Here is a 16,017-nt window from a genome sequence, read left to right as displayed (position 1 = left end):
GGCGCAGCGAAAGCGAGTCTGAATAGGGCGTTAAGTTAGTCGGATTAGACCCGAAACCGAGTGATCTAGGTATGAGCAGGCTGAAGGTAAGGTAACACTTACTGGAGGGCCGAACCCACGTCTGTTGAAAAAGACGGGGATGACTTGTTCCTAGGGGTGAAAGGCCAATCAAACTCGGAAATAGCTGGTTCTCCGCGAAAGATATTTAGGTATCGCCTCGAGCGAATACTCTGGGGGGTAGAGCACTGGATGGGCTAGGGGGTCTCACCGACTTACCAAACCTAACCAAACTCCGAATACCCAGAAGTACTACTCGGGAGACAGACGGCGGGTGCTAAGGTCCGTCGTCAAAAGGGAAACAGCCCTAACCTACAGCTAAGGTCCCCAAGTGATAGTTAAGTGGGAAAGCATGTGGGATTGCTTAGACAACCAGGAGGTTGGCTTAGAAGCAGCCATCCTTTAAAGATAGCGTAACAGGCTCACTGGTCAAGCGATCCTGCGGCGAAGATGTAACGGGTCTGAAACTATCCACCGAAGCTTAGGGTTTACAACTTTGTTGTAAGCGGTAGCGGAGCGTTCCGTAAGCCTGCGAAGCGGTACCTGTGAGGGGCCGTGGAGGTATCGGAAGTGCGAATGATGACATGAGTAGCGACAAAAAGTGTGAGAGACACTTTCGCCGAAAGTCCAAGGGTTCCTGCGCAATGCTAATCAGCGCAGGGTTAGTCGGCCCCTAAGGTGAGGCAGAAATGCGTAGCCGATGGGAATCACGTTAATATTCGTGAACCAGATGGTAGTGACGGATCGCGCAGGTTCGTATCCCCTTAACGGATTGGGGGTGCGATGAGCCGGTTCCAGGAAATAGGCTCCATCGATATTGACCGTACCCTAAACCGACACAGGTGGACTGGTAGAGTATACCAAGGCGCTTGAGAGAACTATACTGAAGGAACTCGGCAAATTGCATGCGTAACTTCGGGATAAGCATGACTTCTATCGGGGCAACCCTTTAGAAGTGGCACAAAAGAGGGGGTGGCGACTGTTTACTAAAAACACAGGGCTCTGCGAAGTTGCAAAACGACGTATAGGGTCTGACGCCTGCCCGGTGCCGGAAGGTTAAAAGGAGAGGTGCAAGCCTTGAATTGAAGCCCCGGTAAACGGCGGCCGTAACTATAACGGTCCTAAGGTAGCGAAATTCCTTGTCGGGTAAGTTCCGACCTGCACGAATGGCGTAACGACTTCCCCACTGTCTCCAGTATAGACTCAGCGAAATTGAATTCCCCGTGAAGATGCGGGGTTCCTGCGGTCAGACGGAAAGACCCCATGCACCTTTACTATAGCTTTACGCTGGCATTTGTGTCGGCATGTGCAGGATAGGTGGTAGGCTTTGAAGCAGGGACGCCAGTCTTTGTGGAGCCAAAAGATGAGATACCACCCTTATCGTCATAGATGTCTAACCGCGGCATAACAGTGTCCGGGACAGCGTATGGTGGGTAGTTTGACTGGGGCGGTCGCCTCCCAAAGAGTAACGGAGGCGCGCGATGGTGGGCTCAGACCGGTCGGAAATCGGTCGACGAGTGCAATGGCATAAGCCTGCCTGACTGCGAGACTGACAAGTCGAGCAGAGACGAAAGTCGGTCATAGTGATCCGGTGGTCCCGCGTGGAAGGGCCATCGCTCAACGAATAAAAGGTACGCTGGGGATAACAGGCTGATAATGCCCAAGAGTCCATATCGACGGCATTGTTTGGCACCTCGATGTCGGCTCATCACATCCTGGGGCTGGAGCAGGTCCCAAGGGTATGGCTGTTCGCCATTTAAAGTGGTACGTGAGCCTGGGTTTAGAACGTCGTGAGACAGTTCGGTCCCTATCTGCCGTGGGTGTAGGAATATTGAGAAGAGCCTGACCCTAGTACGAGAGGACCGGGTTGGACGAACCTCTGGTGGACCTGTTGTGGCGCCAGCCGCATTGCAGGGTAGCTAAGTTCGGACGGGATAACCGCTGAAAGCATCTAAGCGGGAAGCCTCCTTCAAAACTAGTATTCCCTTGAGAGCCGTGGAAGACCACCACGTCGATAGGCCGGGTGTGGAAGCGTAGCAATATGTGAAGCTTACCGGTACTAATAGCCCGATTGGCTTGATCGTTCTCATTAATCAATGCTCGTAACGGCCTTGCCGTTACCATCTCTCTGCCTCACGGGTCAAAGACCCGCCGGTGGGGCGGCCAAAAAGTTGGCCGGGGTCGTTCGCTGCGCTCCTCCAGGAGCGCTGATGAAAGACCTGATACGCATTGTCGAAAACATCGGTCACAAAAACACCAGACCAACGCTTCTTGCATGGGAAAGCGTAGGTCCAAATAATATAACCAGAATTCACCTCAGCTGTTTTTCGCCGATCTGGTGGTTTTTGCGCGATGCTCAAAACCCGATCCCATCCCGAACTCGACCGTTAAACACCGCTGCGCCGATGGTACTAAGTCTTAAGGCTTGGGAGAGTAGGTCGCCGCCAGGTCTGCCAAAAACAGCTCAGTCTCTTTACAATCTCGAAATCAAAAACCCCGCCAGTGAAAACTGACGGGGCTTTTTTGTGCCCAAAAACCCCAAAATATAGCCAAATCCCCCATGTAGATAACGCGCAAAAGGCGCGCTGCTTAAGCACCGAGCGAAGGGAATGCCCTCGAGCGCCGCTATATCCATCCAATGGCCTCTGCAAAATCTGCCCGCCCCTTTGAGCCTGCAAGCCAACGAAAGCAATGAAGTCAAACCGCGGATGCCAATTTCGCGATATGATGGCGATAACCATAATTGGCGATGATCTGATCTGGCTGGGCGCGGGTGTTTAAGCGCCTGCTAATGGCTCCGTGAGGGTACTCGTCCGGTGAACCAGAGAATTTACTCGCCGAAATACTTCCTGTTCAAATCGCCTAACAGCCCATCCTCGTGAGCGCCGACCACCTCTACCGTCAGTGCCTTGCGCAGAACCGTGTCGGGCGACAGCGCGAAGGCATATTTGTCGGGATGAAAGACACTGCCCACAACCGACAGCGGCAGTTCGGGATGGATATGGGCATAATATTCGAGTACAGGCTTGTCGCCAATCAAGGCATCAATTTTGCCATCAGTCAGTGCCTTTGCCAACTCGGTCATGCCGCTGAACGGCACTGCGGTCAGGTTTGCCGCCTGAATAAAGCTCTGGGCTGTGCTGCCCTGGGCGACGCCGATGGTCTTTCCAGCCAAATCATCAAGACTGTGAATGTGATTGTTGAGAGAAAGAGTGGTCATAACGCTAGTAATACTGGAGGTCACATAGGCGAAAACCGCAATGCCGCAAACCAGCCATATGCCTTGCCAAAAGCGGCCAAGCCACCCGAAGAGATTTTTGCGGGAAGGGGGCCGGCCAGAGGTCGCGATGGACATGACTGTATAAAAACTTTCCGCCAGTCCCGCAGGCCAGTGTCTGGTAAAATTCTTGTCAAATCGGCGGTCAAAGAAGGTGAAACCGACAGTTGCCAGCACGATGACCAATGCAAGCCAGCCATAGGCCTGCAGATAGCCTGAATCGCGCAGTCCCGCCCATAGTCCCGTAAGACCGGGACCCTGATCCTCATTGACCATAATACGCAAGCCGGCATCGAACCAAGGCTGGGTGAAATCAATGCGGGCGGCGCGATCCTCGGTGACTGTCAAATTGGTCACGGCGACGTTGACCTGATTTTCCGCCGTCGCATCGACCAGATCACTCAGCTTTTCAAACGGTTTATAGTCATATTCAAGATTGAGGTTTTGGGCGAATGATTGCCATAGATCGATGGCCATGCCGGAGACCTGATCACCATCGATCATGACAAAGGGGGCTTTCGTATACGCCAACCGTCAGTCGCGGGCCTGGTTGGGGGTGCCCTCGTTTGGCGTAGAAGTTTGGGCCAGCGTGGCGTCGATATTGGCCAAGCCCAAAATAAGTGAAATGATAATGACCGCGAGAGCGCGAATTGGCATTGAATTATAGGTCATGGTTCGCCGACTAAAGAGGAACGGGGGTGGGCAGATGTCGCAATTGATCGGCTGCCGAACTCGGTACACCCCCGTATGACGGCTTGGGCGCCGCGTCGTAGCAGGCGAGTGATGGCGCAGATACACGTTTGGTGAAGTCAACATCCGGCATCATTACGTCCAGACCCCGGGGGATCAACCGATTTCGGTGAAATTCCGCCGCCATGATGAAGCTGGTGCTCATAAAGTCAGCGGTATCAAACCCATCCGCAATCGTTGACTCGGCATGGGTGTCAACTATCGCGCCTCCTGCCCCGCCGTGCCTGAGTAGTTAGTACAGCGACATTGTTGGCGAGCCTTTGCCTCTGCGTCCCACAGTGTACGGTCGAAAGTCGATACCAACGATTGCGGTGCCATTGGGATAACTCAAGAACGTCAGAGCCTTGGCGGGCGGATGTTGCGGAGGCGACGGCGAGGCGCCCATTGGCATGAGCCTATGGTCATTAAAAAATGGCGGCACTGGCGGCATTGGCGGCAACTCTGAAGGCAAATAGCTTGTCTAGGTCTGCGGTAAGCCGACGAAATCCTGGTTCGTTACGCCGACACCAAGTGCATGAACTGCCACATGGTGCCTAGGCACAGAATTAAGCGATCAGAGCGTTGATCTAACACACCAAATGATGCACTAACGATATCGAGCGTAGCCTCATATTTAGTTAAGGAATAATGTGCTTCAAACATTTATTGACAGGGTGGTTTCCCGTAAGTCGGTGATCGGTATTGTTGGCCTTGGCTATGTTGGTTTGCCGTTGGTTTTGCGTTTTGCCGAAGTCGGCTTCAAGGTCATTGGACTTGATATTGACGACAGCAAAATCGCCGCACTCGACGCCGGTCGTAGCTATATTGAGCATATTTCTGCCGGGCGTATCGCCAATGCAAAAGCCGCCGGTTTTGAGGCCACCAGCAATTTTTCCAGGGCACGGGAAGCCGACGTCCTGATATTATGTGTTCCCACCCCACTCGACAAGCACCGCGAACCTGATCTGAGTTATGTGACGGACACGACCGATTCCCTGTTGCCCCATTTGCGCCAAGGGCAATTGCTGTCGCTGGAGAGCACGACTTTCCCGGGCACGACGGATGAGGAATTACTGCCGCGCGTTCAATCGGTTGGTCTTCATGTCGGCGAGGATTTTTTCCTGGTCTATTCGCCCGAACGTGAAGATCCGGGCAATTCGAAATTCACCACTCAGACGATTCCCAAAGTCTGCGGCGGGGTTACTGAAAACTGCCTGAAGGCGGGTGTTGCGCTTTATAGCACCGTGATCGACAACGTCGTGCCGGTCAGTTCCACCCGCGCTGCCGAGCCTAACCAAACTGCTCGAAAATATCCACCGGGCCGTCAATATTGGTCTGGTCAACGAAATGAAAATTGTCGCGGACACAATGAACATTGATATTCATGAAGTGATCCGCGCTGCCGCCACCAAGCCCTTTGGCTTCGTGCCTTACTATCCGGGCCCCGGCCTTGGCGGACACTGTATCCCGATCGATCCGTTCTATTTGACCTGGAAAGCGCGCGAATTTGGGGTCAATACCCGCTTCATCGAGTTGGCCGGAGAGGTGAATGCCTCGATGCCCAATTATGTGGTGTCCAAAATCAGCACGGCGCTGAACCGTGCCAAAAAATCAATCAATGGCGCATCCATACTGGTGCTCGGCGTTGCTTATAAGAAAAACGTCGATGACATGCGCGAATCGCCTTCGGTGGTCCTGATGGAAAAGCTGTGCGACCTGGGCGCTGAGGTTTCTTATAGCGACCCTCACGTTCCGGTATTCCCCAAATTGCGCCATCACGCCCACTTTGATCTAAGCAGCGTGGTGTTATCCCCCGAGGTCGTTGCCAGCTACGATTGTGTGTTATTGGCCACCGGACATGACTTATTTGACTATGAGATGCTCAAGGCCAACTCCCGTCTCATTGTCGATACCCGCGGCAAATATCTTGAACCGGCCGACAATGTGGTGAAGTCATAATGTGGAATTATCCAGCACCGATCACCGATCGTAAAATCCGCTTCGCTTTGATTGGGTGCGGACGCATTGCTCAAAACCATTTTGGCGCGCTTCAGACGCATAGCGACAATGCCGAAATCGTTGATGTGTGTGACATCAATGAAGATGCCGCTGGTGCAGCCGGCAATTTAACTCGCGCCAAGACCTGGACAAATCTTAACGACATGCTGGCCAATAGTGCCGCCGATATCGTGATTGTCACCACGCCTAGCGGTATCCATGCCGAACAAGCCATGACCATTGCACGCAGCGGCAAGCACGTCGTTTCCGAAAAGCCAATGGCAACGCGTTGGGAAGATGGTTTGGCCATGGTAAAAGTCTGCGACGATGCTGCGGTTCGCCTGTTTGTTGTTAAGCAGAACCGGCGCAATGCCACGCTACAATTGCTCAAAAATGCCGTGGAGCAGGGGCGTTTTGGCAAGATCTATATGGTCAATATCAACGTTTTCTGGACGCGCCCGCAAGACTATTATGATGCCGCCAAATGGCGCGGCACCTGGGAGTTTGATGGTGGTGCGTTTATGAATCAGGCCAGCCACTATGTTGATTTACTTGATTGGATCGTCGGCCCGATTGAATCCCTGTGCGCTGATACAGCAACTCTGGCCCGCAAAATCGAGGCCGAAGATACCGGTGTCGTTTCCATTCGCTGGCGCTCGGGCGCACTGGGGTCGATGAATGTGACCATGCTGACCTATCCCAAAAATCTGGAAGGCTCGATCACCATTTTGGGCGAAAAGGGAACGGTGCGTATCGGCGGTGTTGCCGTCAATCAAATCGAGCATTGGGCGTTTGAAACCCCTCATGCCGATGATGCCAAGGTCGCCGATGCCAGCTATGCAACAACGTCGGTCTATGGATTTGGCCATCCGCTTTATTACGCCAATGTCATTGACGTGTTGCGGGGGCACGCCGAGCCTGAGACCGACGGCCGTGCTGGTCTGCGCTCGCTTGAGGTGTTGACTGGCATTTATCGATCGGCGCGTGATGGCAAACGGGTGCATTTGCCGCTCGACGTCTAAACTAGGCCAAATTTTTCGCCTCATTTATGGAGCGGTATTCAAGTGTCTGCTCGCCTCGCATTTATCGACCTTAAGGCCCAATATGCCCGGCAAAAGGCCAAAATTGATGCCCGTATTCACGCGGTGCTCGACCATGGCCAATATATCATGGGGCCCGAAGTGGCCGAGTTGGAAGAAAAACTTGGTCACTATACGGGCGTCGACTATTGCATCAGCGTGTCGTCGGGCACCGAGGCGTTGCTGATCGCGCTGATGGCCTTGGGCATTGGGCCAGGTGATGAAGTGATCACCTCGCCCTTTACTTTTGTCGCCACCGCCGAAGTTATTGCGCTGGTCGGGGCCATCCCGGTTTTTGTCGATGTCGAACCTGATACCTGCAATATCGACGTCAATCTGGTCGAGGCCGCAATCACCCCCAAAACCCGCGCCATCATGCCGGTGTCGCTTTATGGTCAGCCCGCCGATATGGCTGAACTCAACGCACTGGCGGCGCGCTACGGCAACATCGCCATCATCGAGGACGCTGCCCAAAGCTTTGGCGCGACCTATCAGGAACGGCGCAGCTGTGGCCTGTCCTCGGTTGGCTGTACCAGCTTTTTCCCCAGCAAGCCCTTGGGCTGCTATGGCGATGGTGGGGCAATTTTTACGACCGATCCCGACTTAGCCAAGGCCATACGTGAAATTCGCGTTCATGGTCAAGAGCGCCGCTATTACCATACCCGCATTGGCGTTGGCGGTCGTATGGATACAATTCAGGCCGCCGTTGTGCTTGCCAAGCTCGAAGAGTTTGATTGGGAAGTTGAACGGCGCCTTGACATTGGGCAGCGCTATCTGGACCTATTAAGCGGCATCAACACTGTGCAATTGCCCGTCATACGCGCTGACCGCACCTGCGTCTGGGCCCAATTCACCCTCCAGGTCGATGATCGCGACGCCGTTCTGGCCAAGCTAAAAGCTCAAAATATTCCAACCGCAGTGCATTACCCCGTGCCCTTGCACAATCAGCCCGCCTATCGCGATCTCTGCCGCATTTCCGGCAGCTTGGCGCGCACCGAATACGTCGCCAACCGCGTCTTTAGCCTACCCATGCACCCTTTTCTGGCCCCCGACGCCCAAGACCAAATCGTTGCAGCCCTCAAGGCGTAAATACGCAAAATGCTGATTAACGGCTAAGGACAACATTATGCCAGCCACAATCCATCCAACAGCCATTGTCGATGCCGGTGCAACTTTAGGTGAGGGCACGCAGATCTGGCACTGGGTCCATGTTTGCGCTGGCGCTCAAATTGGCGATCAGTGCAGCCTTGGGCAGAATGTTTTTATCGCCAATCGCGTGGTAATCGGCAATCGGGTCAAAATCCAAAACAACGTGTCGGTCTATGACAATGTGACGCTGGAAGACGATGTTTTTTGCGGCCCCAGCATGGTTTTTACCAATGTCTATAACCCGCGCGCCGCCGTTCCGCGAAAAGCTGAATATCGCGACACACTTGTCGGGCAGGGCGCCACACTCGGTGCCAATTGCACCATCGTTTGCGGCGTCACTATTGGCCGCTATGCCTTTGTTGGCGCTGGAGCCGTGGTTAACCGCAACATCCCCGATTTTGCGCTGGTCGTCGGTGTTCCCGCCCGCCAGATCGGCTGGATGAGCCGCCATGGCGAGCGGTTGGACCTACCTGTCAACGGCGTCGGCGATGCCCAATGCCCCGCGACCGGCGAGACCTATCGCCTTACTGGTAACGAACTTCATTTGGCCGATTAACGCACACCATAGATGTCAAAGAATATATCATGACGATCATGGAAAATATTGTTGGCGCCCAACCCCAGTTTATCAACGTTGCCTCGGTTAGCCAGGCATTGTGGCGCGGTGACAAATAGGCGCGATCATGGTGCATACTGACCAGCATTTCGTGCCAATTTGTGAGACGCTACGCCGGACCCGGTCGCCGTATATGGCGACATCAATTCAACCATTGCCGAGTTTTTGACCTAGCCGCGATTTTCCGTGGCCCACTACTTTTTAACAGGATCATATTTTCCAATGAATATCTGGTATTTTCATCATTACGCTGGCGGCCCCGGTATGGGCCGATTGACCCGCCCCTACCACTTGTCGCGCGCTTGGGCGCATACTGGACATACAACGACCAATTTTGTCGCAAGTTTTCACCATATGCTGGACATTAAGGAACCACTGCCACCTGAATTGACTGTGGACGGTGTGCGCTATGTGGCGCTGCCGGCACGTCCCTACTCGGGCAACGGGCTGGGCCGGATCAAAAACATGGGCGATTATTGCCGGGCAGTGCTTCACCTGCCCGCGCGGGTGCCGTCTGATTTGGCCAAACCCGACGCGATCATTGTCAGTTCGCCTCAGCCATTTGCGATCTTTCCGGCGGCCAAATTGGCCCGTCAATTTGGTGCGCATTTAACCTTTGAAGTGCGCGATTTATGGCCGCTGTCGCTGATCGAAATCAATGGTACCAGCAAGTTTCATCCCTTCGCGATATTGACCGCCTTTACAGAATGGTTCGCGTATCGCAAAGCCAACCTCGTCTCCTCGGTACTGGGTGGCGCAGAAGCGCATATGCGCGCCCATGGGCTCGGCCCGAACAAATTTGTTCATGTCCCTAATGCTGTTTCGCTCGCCCGCTTGACGATGCCCGAAGTGCCCACAACCGCGGCAGGGCTGACAGCAGCTGCCCAAATCGCTGCCTGGAAGGCCGAGGGTCGGCTGGTTGCGATTCATCCCGGTGCCCAGGGCGCGCCGAATGGACTGGATAAATTGCTTGAGGCCATGAGCCTTGATGAATGCGCAGGGGACAGAAGGCCGGTTCGGCGTTTTGCTGGTTGGTACTGGCGGTATGGCAGAACAACTCAAGGCTGATGCCGCACAACGACGATTATCTAATGTGCGTTTTGTCGATCCCGTGCCAAAAGCAGAGGCGCTTTGGCTCGTTGACGCGTGCGATATTGGCTATGCTGGCGGCAAGGACTTCCCCAGACTTTATAAGTTTGGCACGAGCTTTAACAAGATCGTGGACTTTATGAGAATGGGCCTTCCGGTGTTGCTTCCGTTTAGTTCTGCCAATGGTCCGGCTGCCCGATCAGGTGCCGGAATTTGTGCGGATAATGGCGAAGCAGAATCTGTCGCCAAGGTATTCACGCAATTGCTCGATATGTCGCCTGAAGACCGCGCTGCAATGGGCGAAAGGGGCCGCGCCTTTGTTGCTGAACAGCTCAACTATGACAAAGTCGCTGCTGACTATATTGCCGCGATAGAACGGACCCAAAAGCGTCGATCTGGAGCCTGACCGCGGGCTATGGTGGTTTGTCCCGCTTATGCCCGCTTCGTTGAAAGGCACTAATCTTGGTTGAAACCCATCAGCCAGGATCCGCGCCATGGACAGTACACCGCATCTTAGCCTTCCTTACATCATGCCAGGGCAGGCACAAAAATTCATCACCCATAATCAGGCGCTCAATGCGCTCGATGGGCTGGTTATGCTGGCCGTTTCCAGCCGCAACCTTTCGGTGCCACCCGCGACTCCTGCGTCGGGCGCCCGCTATATTGTTGCCAGCGCGCCTACCGGGGACTGGAGCGGCCATGCTAATGCGATTGCGCTATTCCAAGATGGTGCCTGGTCGTTCCTGACTCCGCAGGAAGGGTGGTTGGCATGGTGCAGCGACGAAACGCAAATGCTGGTTCTTACCGCCGACATCTGGACGCCATTGCGGCCCGACCAATATACCCATCTAGGCATCAATACAGAAGCGGATCTGAGCAATCGTCTGGCGGTCGCCGCGCCCGCCACGCTATTAACCCATGAGGGCAGCAGTCACCGTCTGGTGATCAACAAAGCCAGCCAAAGCGATACGGCAAGCCTGGTTTTTCAAGACAATTTTTCGGGTCGTGCCGAACTGGGCCTGACGGGCGATGATCGTCTTTCGTTCAAGGTGAGTGGCGACGGCAGCACGTTTGTCGAGGCCATGAGCGTTGATCCTACTACCGGCATTCCCAGCTTCCCCCAGGCCAAATACCTGTCCAACTATGCGCTCAATCTTTATCAGGATAGTGGCCGCTTTGGCGGCAATGGGGTCACGGGTACCGGCGTTGGGGCGTTTGCCTTTCCGAGCCTATTTGACGCCCTATAATGGCGCCGCTATCACCGGCCTGGCCAAATATATAACCAACAATAATGATTATGGCGGCAGCGCTGGCGCGCTCAATACGCACATTCGGAATTTGATCGATACAATTCGTGACGTCAGCTATCGTCGCTACGGTCCCGAATTTTGGGTGGCCCAGATCACCATGGGCAGCGGCACAGCGGTTGGTCCCGCTAGCGTTGATGGCCTTACGGGATATTATTGTCTGTTCGGCGCCTTGGCCGTCCAGGCACCCGCCATGACCTTTCATGCCTATCTGCGCGCTTTGGACCAGGCCATCCTTATCAAACTCTATCCCGGCCAAACCGCCAGCGTGAATGGCACAATCCACGACGAAACCTTTGCCATCGCCCCCGCCGACGATTGGGTGTCAGTGACGATTTTCCACGAACTGAACCCGCGGAGCAACTTTGGCTACAATCCGCCGCCTATTGGCATTTATGCCCAAGCGTCTGGCGACAAGTTTCTGCTCGCCTGCCCAGCGCTCATGGGCGGCATAACACCAATCGACGACAATATCGGCGTTGTTGCGGGCTATAATAGTTGGCCTGGATGATATAGAGGGGCAAAACTACCCAATGACTTCAGCATAGAACCGCAATAGCTTTTGCTCTTCTATGCCCCAATTATAGCGCTCAGTCACAGCCTTTCGGCCATTTTCGCCCAATCGCTGTGCCAGCGCCGGGTTATACTCATCATTGTTCTTGAGGTTTATTGAATATGCTGGCCGTAGTGCCCGCAATAAGCAGCCCAATAATGGCAATGCCAATACTGTTTTTCGGCAGGGCAGCCAACACGGAAACCATGCTGCCGGAAATCGCCTTAAACATGAAACCAACGCTCAATGCATAAATCAGCGCCGCGCCTGGATCAAAATTCGATGATTTGAGCCATTCATAGAGCGTGCGCCACATGGCCCCGAACAGCAGCGAGATAAAAACCACGCCGAACACGCCAAAATTCAGATAGGCCTCACTCAACCAGAAAAACTGCCGACCAATTTCAAGACTGCCTTCCTGCCCATAGTATTTTCGCACGTACCAGTGCGCAATCGTTTCTGGCCGGTCGGCCCAAATTGCCCTGGGCACCAGAAACAATGGCGATTCCAGATATGTTTTGCCGAATTTATAGCTGGTGTCAGTGCTGGTTGATTTGACTATCTGTGGCAATGTCTCGAACGGTGCCACGAATTCGCCAACCGTCAGCGTATAGAAAAAGCTCGAGCCCGGATTGATCAGACGTTGTTGTAACTTGCTCGATGTCTTTGCGACGAAATCGCCAAAATCATTGTACCCTGATCCTCTGGTTACCCCCAATAGATTGAGCGCCAAAAAACCGACGAGTACAAAGGCAATGATCGTCCGCGCCTTGAATCGGTAAATCTTGAGCAAGAAAAAAGTGCCAAAGCAGGCCAGAATATACAAAATTTCGGCGCGGCGTGCGATTACGACATTGAGTGCCAAATCGGCCATTAGTGCCAGTATGGCGACAGCCAAGACAATTTTATTGCCTGAGATCGCATAGGCGACAAACAAGAACATCACCGCGACAAACAACCAACCAAAACCAACGGCAAACAGTGCATTGTTGACCATCACCTTGGTTATGCCATAGCCATGCAGCAGGAGATCGCCAATTTGGTGTGGTCCCCCGGCCAGCGCTGCGATCATTGCCAGACTTATTGCCGCGATGATCGCCGCGGCAATGATGCTGCGCCTGGCCGACCTGGTTTCAATAGTTGGAATGTATCCCGCAATGGTTTGCGGTATCCGCGTGTAATAGCCAACGGTAAACATCAAAACTGCTATCGCCGAAAATACGACGCTAATGGGAATATAATCGACAAAATCAAGCAAGAAGGGTGAAACATTTCCCTCGATCTTGTTGGTAAATACAACTCTGATCGCCAATGGCAGCGTGAACAAGCTATTGAAGATCAAAAATTGTGAAAGTGGCTCAACCAGCGACAGTTGCCGTCGTTTTATTGCCCATCCGGCAACAGCTGTGACCACGACGACATAGGCTACGCACGCCCAAAATGCAGCCGGGTTAATTATCAATGTGCTCACGTCCCAACATCTCTTGATCTACTCTAAAACGAACCATAAGTGCTTATTTGGCCTTCATCTAATCGCATGGACAACCGATTTATGTAAACTCAGTGCGGTGCTTTCGTCTGGATATTTCAATTGCAGTGCCCGCAGACGCCGCCCACTCGCCAATCAGCCAGGCCGATGCGGCGGACACCACGAGACCCCAGCCAGATGCAATGAGTGCGCATAGCACTCCAATTGACACCACGAGCCGCAGCAACGACATGGTGGCAACCAATTTCGCCTGGCCAATGCCGTACAGCGCAGGGGTTATGACCCGGCTATAAAACAGCGCTGGTAATGCCAATGTTGTTAGTTGCATGGCGAAAATTGCGGGGGAATAGCGCGTGCCCAATATTGTTGGGACGAGAAATGGCACGAGTGGAATCACCAGCACGCAAAGTAGGACGACCAGCGCACTCAGCAGAAAAACCCTGGCTTCCAACCCAAAAAGTTGATGTGCCGCCAAACTTTTGCTCCACCGATTATAAAAGATCGGCGCGGCCATCGCGAATAGAGCGTTTCCGGCGACCATTGATAGTGTCGATATATTGACAAATCCGATATCAACGGTCGTCCCGCCAAACGAGCGCACAATGTAGTAGATCAGCACCGGTTGCGCAGCCGTCAAAACATTTTGGCTAAACATATTTCGCGATTGTGTCAGCAGCTCCCTAAACGGGATCCCGAGGTTTCCCAAGTCGGTGGCATGGCTTTGGATTCTACGGGAAACCGCCACGCTCGCGACGCCGCTCAAGCCAGCGGCGGCCAAAAATGCATACTCCAGCTTCGTGATGCCCCCGAGCAAACTTGCAGCAATTCCTGCAAACAGCAATATCGCCGGCACAATCGAGAAGAATGCGAACCCGGCCCCGTCGTTTTCAGTAAGCAAGAGACCGCGGATAAACCGGTGATAGATCAATAACGCACAGATTGCCCCGATCGTCAGAGCCTTCCAGCGCGATCATGTTATTACTGCTCAGGGTGACCACGCCGCTCCATAGGGTAATCGCGGTAACGATGGCCGCGCCCAGGGCCGTTGCCAAGGCGTATCGGGACGACCAATTGGCAAGTTTTTTCTATCTGCAAGGCCTTTGTTGACGACGTAAATAAACCCTTGCGGGATACCAAACTGTCCAATCACCACCATAAAGTCGATCCAGGCCTTCAGGCTTGCATATTCGCCCTGCAGTAGCGGTCCGCCGAACCGCGCAATGACAGCCAAAAGTGCGAACGAACTTAGTGTTCCTAGACTTTGTATGAGAACACTAAGTATAAGAATTTTACTCAAATCCCGGCACCATAATTGCGGCGGTGTGCATGAAGACTTCCTCGCGAACGGTCGGGATAGCACCGCCCGCGGCGTGCTACACATACACCGGATTTACTCTGCATGACCGCGCAAATAACGAGCAAGATAAGACAGGTTGGTTCTACTCGACGCCAGCTTTTCAACAATTGCCCGGTTGCGCTCAATTGCGTTAGCGCGTCTGGTCATGCCTCCATGCACCCGTTGAAGCGCCTCAGCGAGGGCGTCAACAGCGCCAACAGACACAAGCTCAATGTCGCAACCATGGTCAAGCCACTCTCGGTTTGCCGGTATGTCACTCACCACCGGGAAGCAACCCATTGCCATCGCCTGCAACAGTGCGGTCGACGCGCCGTCTGACAGCGACATGGAGACGTAAATCTCGGACGACGCGAACAAGCGCCGCAGGTGATCTGCATCGACCCCACCACCAATGAACTCAATCGATTTAGCCCCGTGTGGCGCAACCTCCGCCGCCAATTTCCGCGCGCCCTCTAGCAAGGTGCCATCGGCGGTAAAGGTAAGGGATAGACCCTGGCCACTGTCATGGCACTGGCCGAATGCTCTAATAATGGTGTCATTGTCGTAAATCGGTTCAAATCGTCGGGCGCACACTATCATGCCATGTTGTTTGTCTGCCCCGTTGGACCAGTATTGCGTGTCAATACCATGATAAAGCGGTAGCACGTTTTTGACACCAAACTGGTCTTTGGCCTTCCCAGCCAGCACACCGCCATTGGCGATATTGAAACGCGCATTGCGAGCCATAATACTCATTATCAGCCAGCGCGCCCGGCACGATATATTTACATCGCTCCCCACCCAGTAAATTGAGTAGGGGCGTATTCCTGACAGCCAAGCGGCAAGGGCAAAATTTCCACCATAAAGCGTTAGCAAATCATACTGTCCCAACGAGCCTTCGCAGCTGGCGCAGACCCATCGCCATACGGACGGAATTTGGTAGCAACGAATGCTGTTTTGGCAACGCAATCGTCGGCACGCCTATAGATTCCAACGCCCCCAAATTAGCCGCGACCGCAGCGCTAACATTGGCGTCTGCCGTATCCGGGTATGCAACCGCAATCTCCATTCCAGCATCCGCCAAGCCCTTAACGATATCGAATGACCAGGGCGAAAGAGCCGACATGAGGATGACTAGCATGGGATTATCGTTAGTTTTTTTGCAATATTCATCAAATTGTCTTTGTTTTGATATAGATTCACAAGTGTGTATAATCCAATATATATTCACACTATATTTGTGATCTCAAATTTGTGTTGTTGTTATATTTGTCAGACAATACCGTGTGATTGTATTAATTACGTCTTATGCTCACAATTGTCTACAATCGTAGAATT

At 53.4% G+C, this 16,017-nt stretch carries 13 protein-coding genes, 2 rRNA genes and 1 pseudogene (1 of these 16 cut by a window edge); 10 read left to right on the top strand and 6 right to left on the bottom strand.

Annotated elements, in window-relative coordinates; translation table 11 throughout:
• Both PSQ19_RS11120 and rrf read left to right on the top strand, forming a co-directional pair.
• A 23S ribosomal RNA gene (locus tag PSQ19_RS11120) occupies nt 1-2,141 on the top strand; it begins 587 nt to the left of the window's first position.
• A 250-nt stretch (nt 2,142-2,391) separates the two neighbouring features.
• A 5S ribosomal RNA gene (gene rrf, locus PSQ19_RS11115) occupies nt 2,392-2,507 on the top strand.
• Between the two features lie 380 nt (nt 2,508-2,887).
• Here the strand turns inward: rrf and PSQ19_RS11110 are convergent.
• Both PSQ19_RS11110 and PSQ19_RS11105 read right to left on the bottom strand, forming a co-directional pair.
• Complete coding sequence (locus PSQ19_RS11110; RefSeq protein ID WP_282217785.1) at nt 2,888-3,865, bottom strand: transporter substrate-binding domain-containing protein; 978 nt, start codon at nt 3,863-3,865, stop codon at nt 2,888-2,890.
• Nucleotides 3,866-3,868: 3 nt separating this feature from the next.
• Nucleotides 3,869-4,006, bottom strand: coding sequence for a hypothetical protein (locus tag PSQ19_RS11105; protein ID WP_282217784.1), 138 nt, complete (start codon nt 4,004-4,006; stop codon nt 3,869-3,871).
• Between the two features lie 707 nt (nt 4,007-4,713).
• On the opposite strand from PSQ19_RS11105, the pseudogene PSQ19_RS11100 reads away from it, so the two are divergent.
• From PSQ19_RS11100 to PSQ19_RS11065, 8 genes and pseudogenes are all read left to right on the top strand, one after another.
• Nucleotides 4,714-6,022 (top strand): annotated as a pseudogene (locus PSQ19_RS11100) (nucleotide sugar dehydrogenase).
• Entirely contained in the window at nt 6,022-7,083 is a 1,062-nt protein-coding gene (locus tag PSQ19_RS11095) for a Gfo/Idh/MocA family protein (RefSeq protein ID WP_282217783.1), read from the top strand. The pseudogene PSQ19_RS11100 and the gene PSQ19_RS11095 overlap by 1 nt, the downstream one beginning before the upstream one ends.
• 42 nt (nt 7,084-7,125) lie before the next feature.
• Nucleotides 7,126-8,229 (top strand): DegT/DnrJ/EryC1/StrS family aminotransferase, encoded by a 1,104-nt coding sequence (locus tag PSQ19_RS11090; protein ID WP_282217782.1) that lies wholly within the window; start codon nt 7,126-7,128, stop codon nt 8,227-8,229.
• Nucleotides 8,230-8,266: 37 nt separating this feature from the next.
• Entirely contained in the window at nt 8,267-8,845 is a 579-nt protein-coding gene (locus tag PSQ19_RS11085) for an acyltransferase (RefSeq protein WP_282217781.1), read from the top strand.
• A 282-nt stretch (nt 8,846-9,127) separates the two neighbouring features.
• Entirely contained in the window at nt 9,128-9,973 is an 846-nt protein-coding gene (locus tag PSQ19_RS11080) for a glycosyltransferase (protein WP_282217780.1), read from the top strand.
• Nucleotides 9,951-10,400 (top strand): glycosyltransferase family protein, encoded by a 450-nt coding sequence (locus PSQ19_RS11075; protein ID WP_282217779.1) that lies wholly within the window; start codon nt 9,951-9,953, stop codon nt 10,398-10,400. Before PSQ19_RS11080 ends, PSQ19_RS11075 begins: the two co-directional genes overlap by 23 nt.
• 88 nt (nt 10,401-10,488) lie before the next feature.
• Complete coding sequence (locus PSQ19_RS11070) at nt 10,489-11,241, top strand: DUF2793 domain-containing protein (RefSeq protein ID WP_282217778.1); 753 nt, start codon at nt 10,489-10,491, stop codon at nt 11,239-11,241.
• Nucleotides 11,228-11,812, top strand: coding sequence for a hypothetical protein (locus PSQ19_RS11065; protein ID WP_282217777.1), 585 nt, complete (start codon nt 11,228-11,230; stop codon nt 11,810-11,812). The genes PSQ19_RS11070 and PSQ19_RS11065 overlap by 14 nt, the downstream gene beginning before the upstream one ends.
• Before the next feature lie 139 nt (nt 11,813-11,951).
• Here the strand turns inward: PSQ19_RS11065 and PSQ19_RS11060 are convergent, their stop codons facing one another.
• The 4 genes from PSQ19_RS11060 to PSQ19_RS11045 form a co-directional block, all read right to left on the bottom strand.
• Complete coding sequence (locus PSQ19_RS11060) at nt 11,952-13,325, bottom strand: hypothetical protein (RefSeq protein WP_282217776.1); 1,374 nt, start codon at nt 13,323-13,325, stop codon at nt 11,952-11,954.
• Between the two features lie 79 nt (nt 13,326-13,404).
• Nucleotides 13,405-14,271: a hypothetical protein gene (locus PSQ19_RS11055; RefSeq protein ID WP_282217775.1), complete on the bottom strand. Its 867-nt coding sequence runs from the start codon at nt 14,269-14,271 to the stop codon at nt 13,405-13,407.
• Nucleotides 14,272-14,328: 57 nt separating this feature from the next.
• Entirely contained in the window at nt 14,329-14,640 is a 312-nt protein-coding gene (locus PSQ19_RS11050; RefSeq protein ID WP_282217774.1) for a hypothetical protein, read from the bottom strand.
• Between the two features lie 93 nt (nt 14,641-14,733).
• Nucleotides 14,734-15,435, bottom strand: a complete 702-nt coding sequence (locus PSQ19_RS11045) for a glycosyltransferase family 4 protein (RefSeq protein ID WP_282217773.1) — start codon at nt 15,433-15,435, stop codon at nt 14,734-14,736.
• Nucleotides 15,436-16,017: the final 582 nt, after the last annotated feature.

Origin of the sequence: Devosia algicola (genome assembly GCF_028816455.1) — a bacterium.
Taxonomy (GTDB): Bacteria; Pseudomonadota; Alphaproteobacteria; order Rhizobiales; family Devosiaceae; genus Devosia; species Devosia algicola.
The sequence above is the reverse complement of the archived record's forward strand: the minus strand, read 5'-3'. Positions and strand labels throughout refer to the sequence as shown.

Excerpts from the sequence above, each read along its gene's own strand:
- PSQ19_RS11085 (WP_282217781.1), top strand. The coding sequence starts at position 8,267 with ATGCCAGCCACAATCCATCCAACAGCCATTGTCGATGCCGGTGCAACT.
- PSQ19_RS11080 (WP_282217780.1), top strand. The coding sequence starts at position 9,128 with ATGAATATCTGGTATTTTCATCATTACGCTGGCGGCCCCGGTATGGGC.
- PSQ19_RS11045 (WP_282217773.1), bottom strand. The coding sequence starts at position 15,435 with ATGAGTATTATGGCTCGCAATGCGCGTTTCAATATCGCCAATGGCGGT.
- PSQ19_RS11070 (WP_282217778.1), top strand. The coding sequence starts at position 10,489 with ATGGACAGTACACCGCATCTTAGCCTTCCTTACATCATGCCAGGGCAG.
- PSQ19_RS11105 (WP_282217784.1), bottom strand. The coding sequence starts at position 4,006 with ATGACCTATAATTCAATGCCAATTCGCGCTCTCGCGGTCATTATCATT.
- PSQ19_RS11095 (WP_282217783.1), top strand. The coding sequence starts at position 6,022 with ATGTGGAATTATCCAGCACCGATCACCGATCGTAAAATCCGCTTCGCT.
- PSQ19_RS11075 (WP_282217779.1), top strand. The coding sequence starts at position 9,951 with ATGGCAGAACAACTCAAGGCTGATGCCGCACAACGACGATTATCTAAT.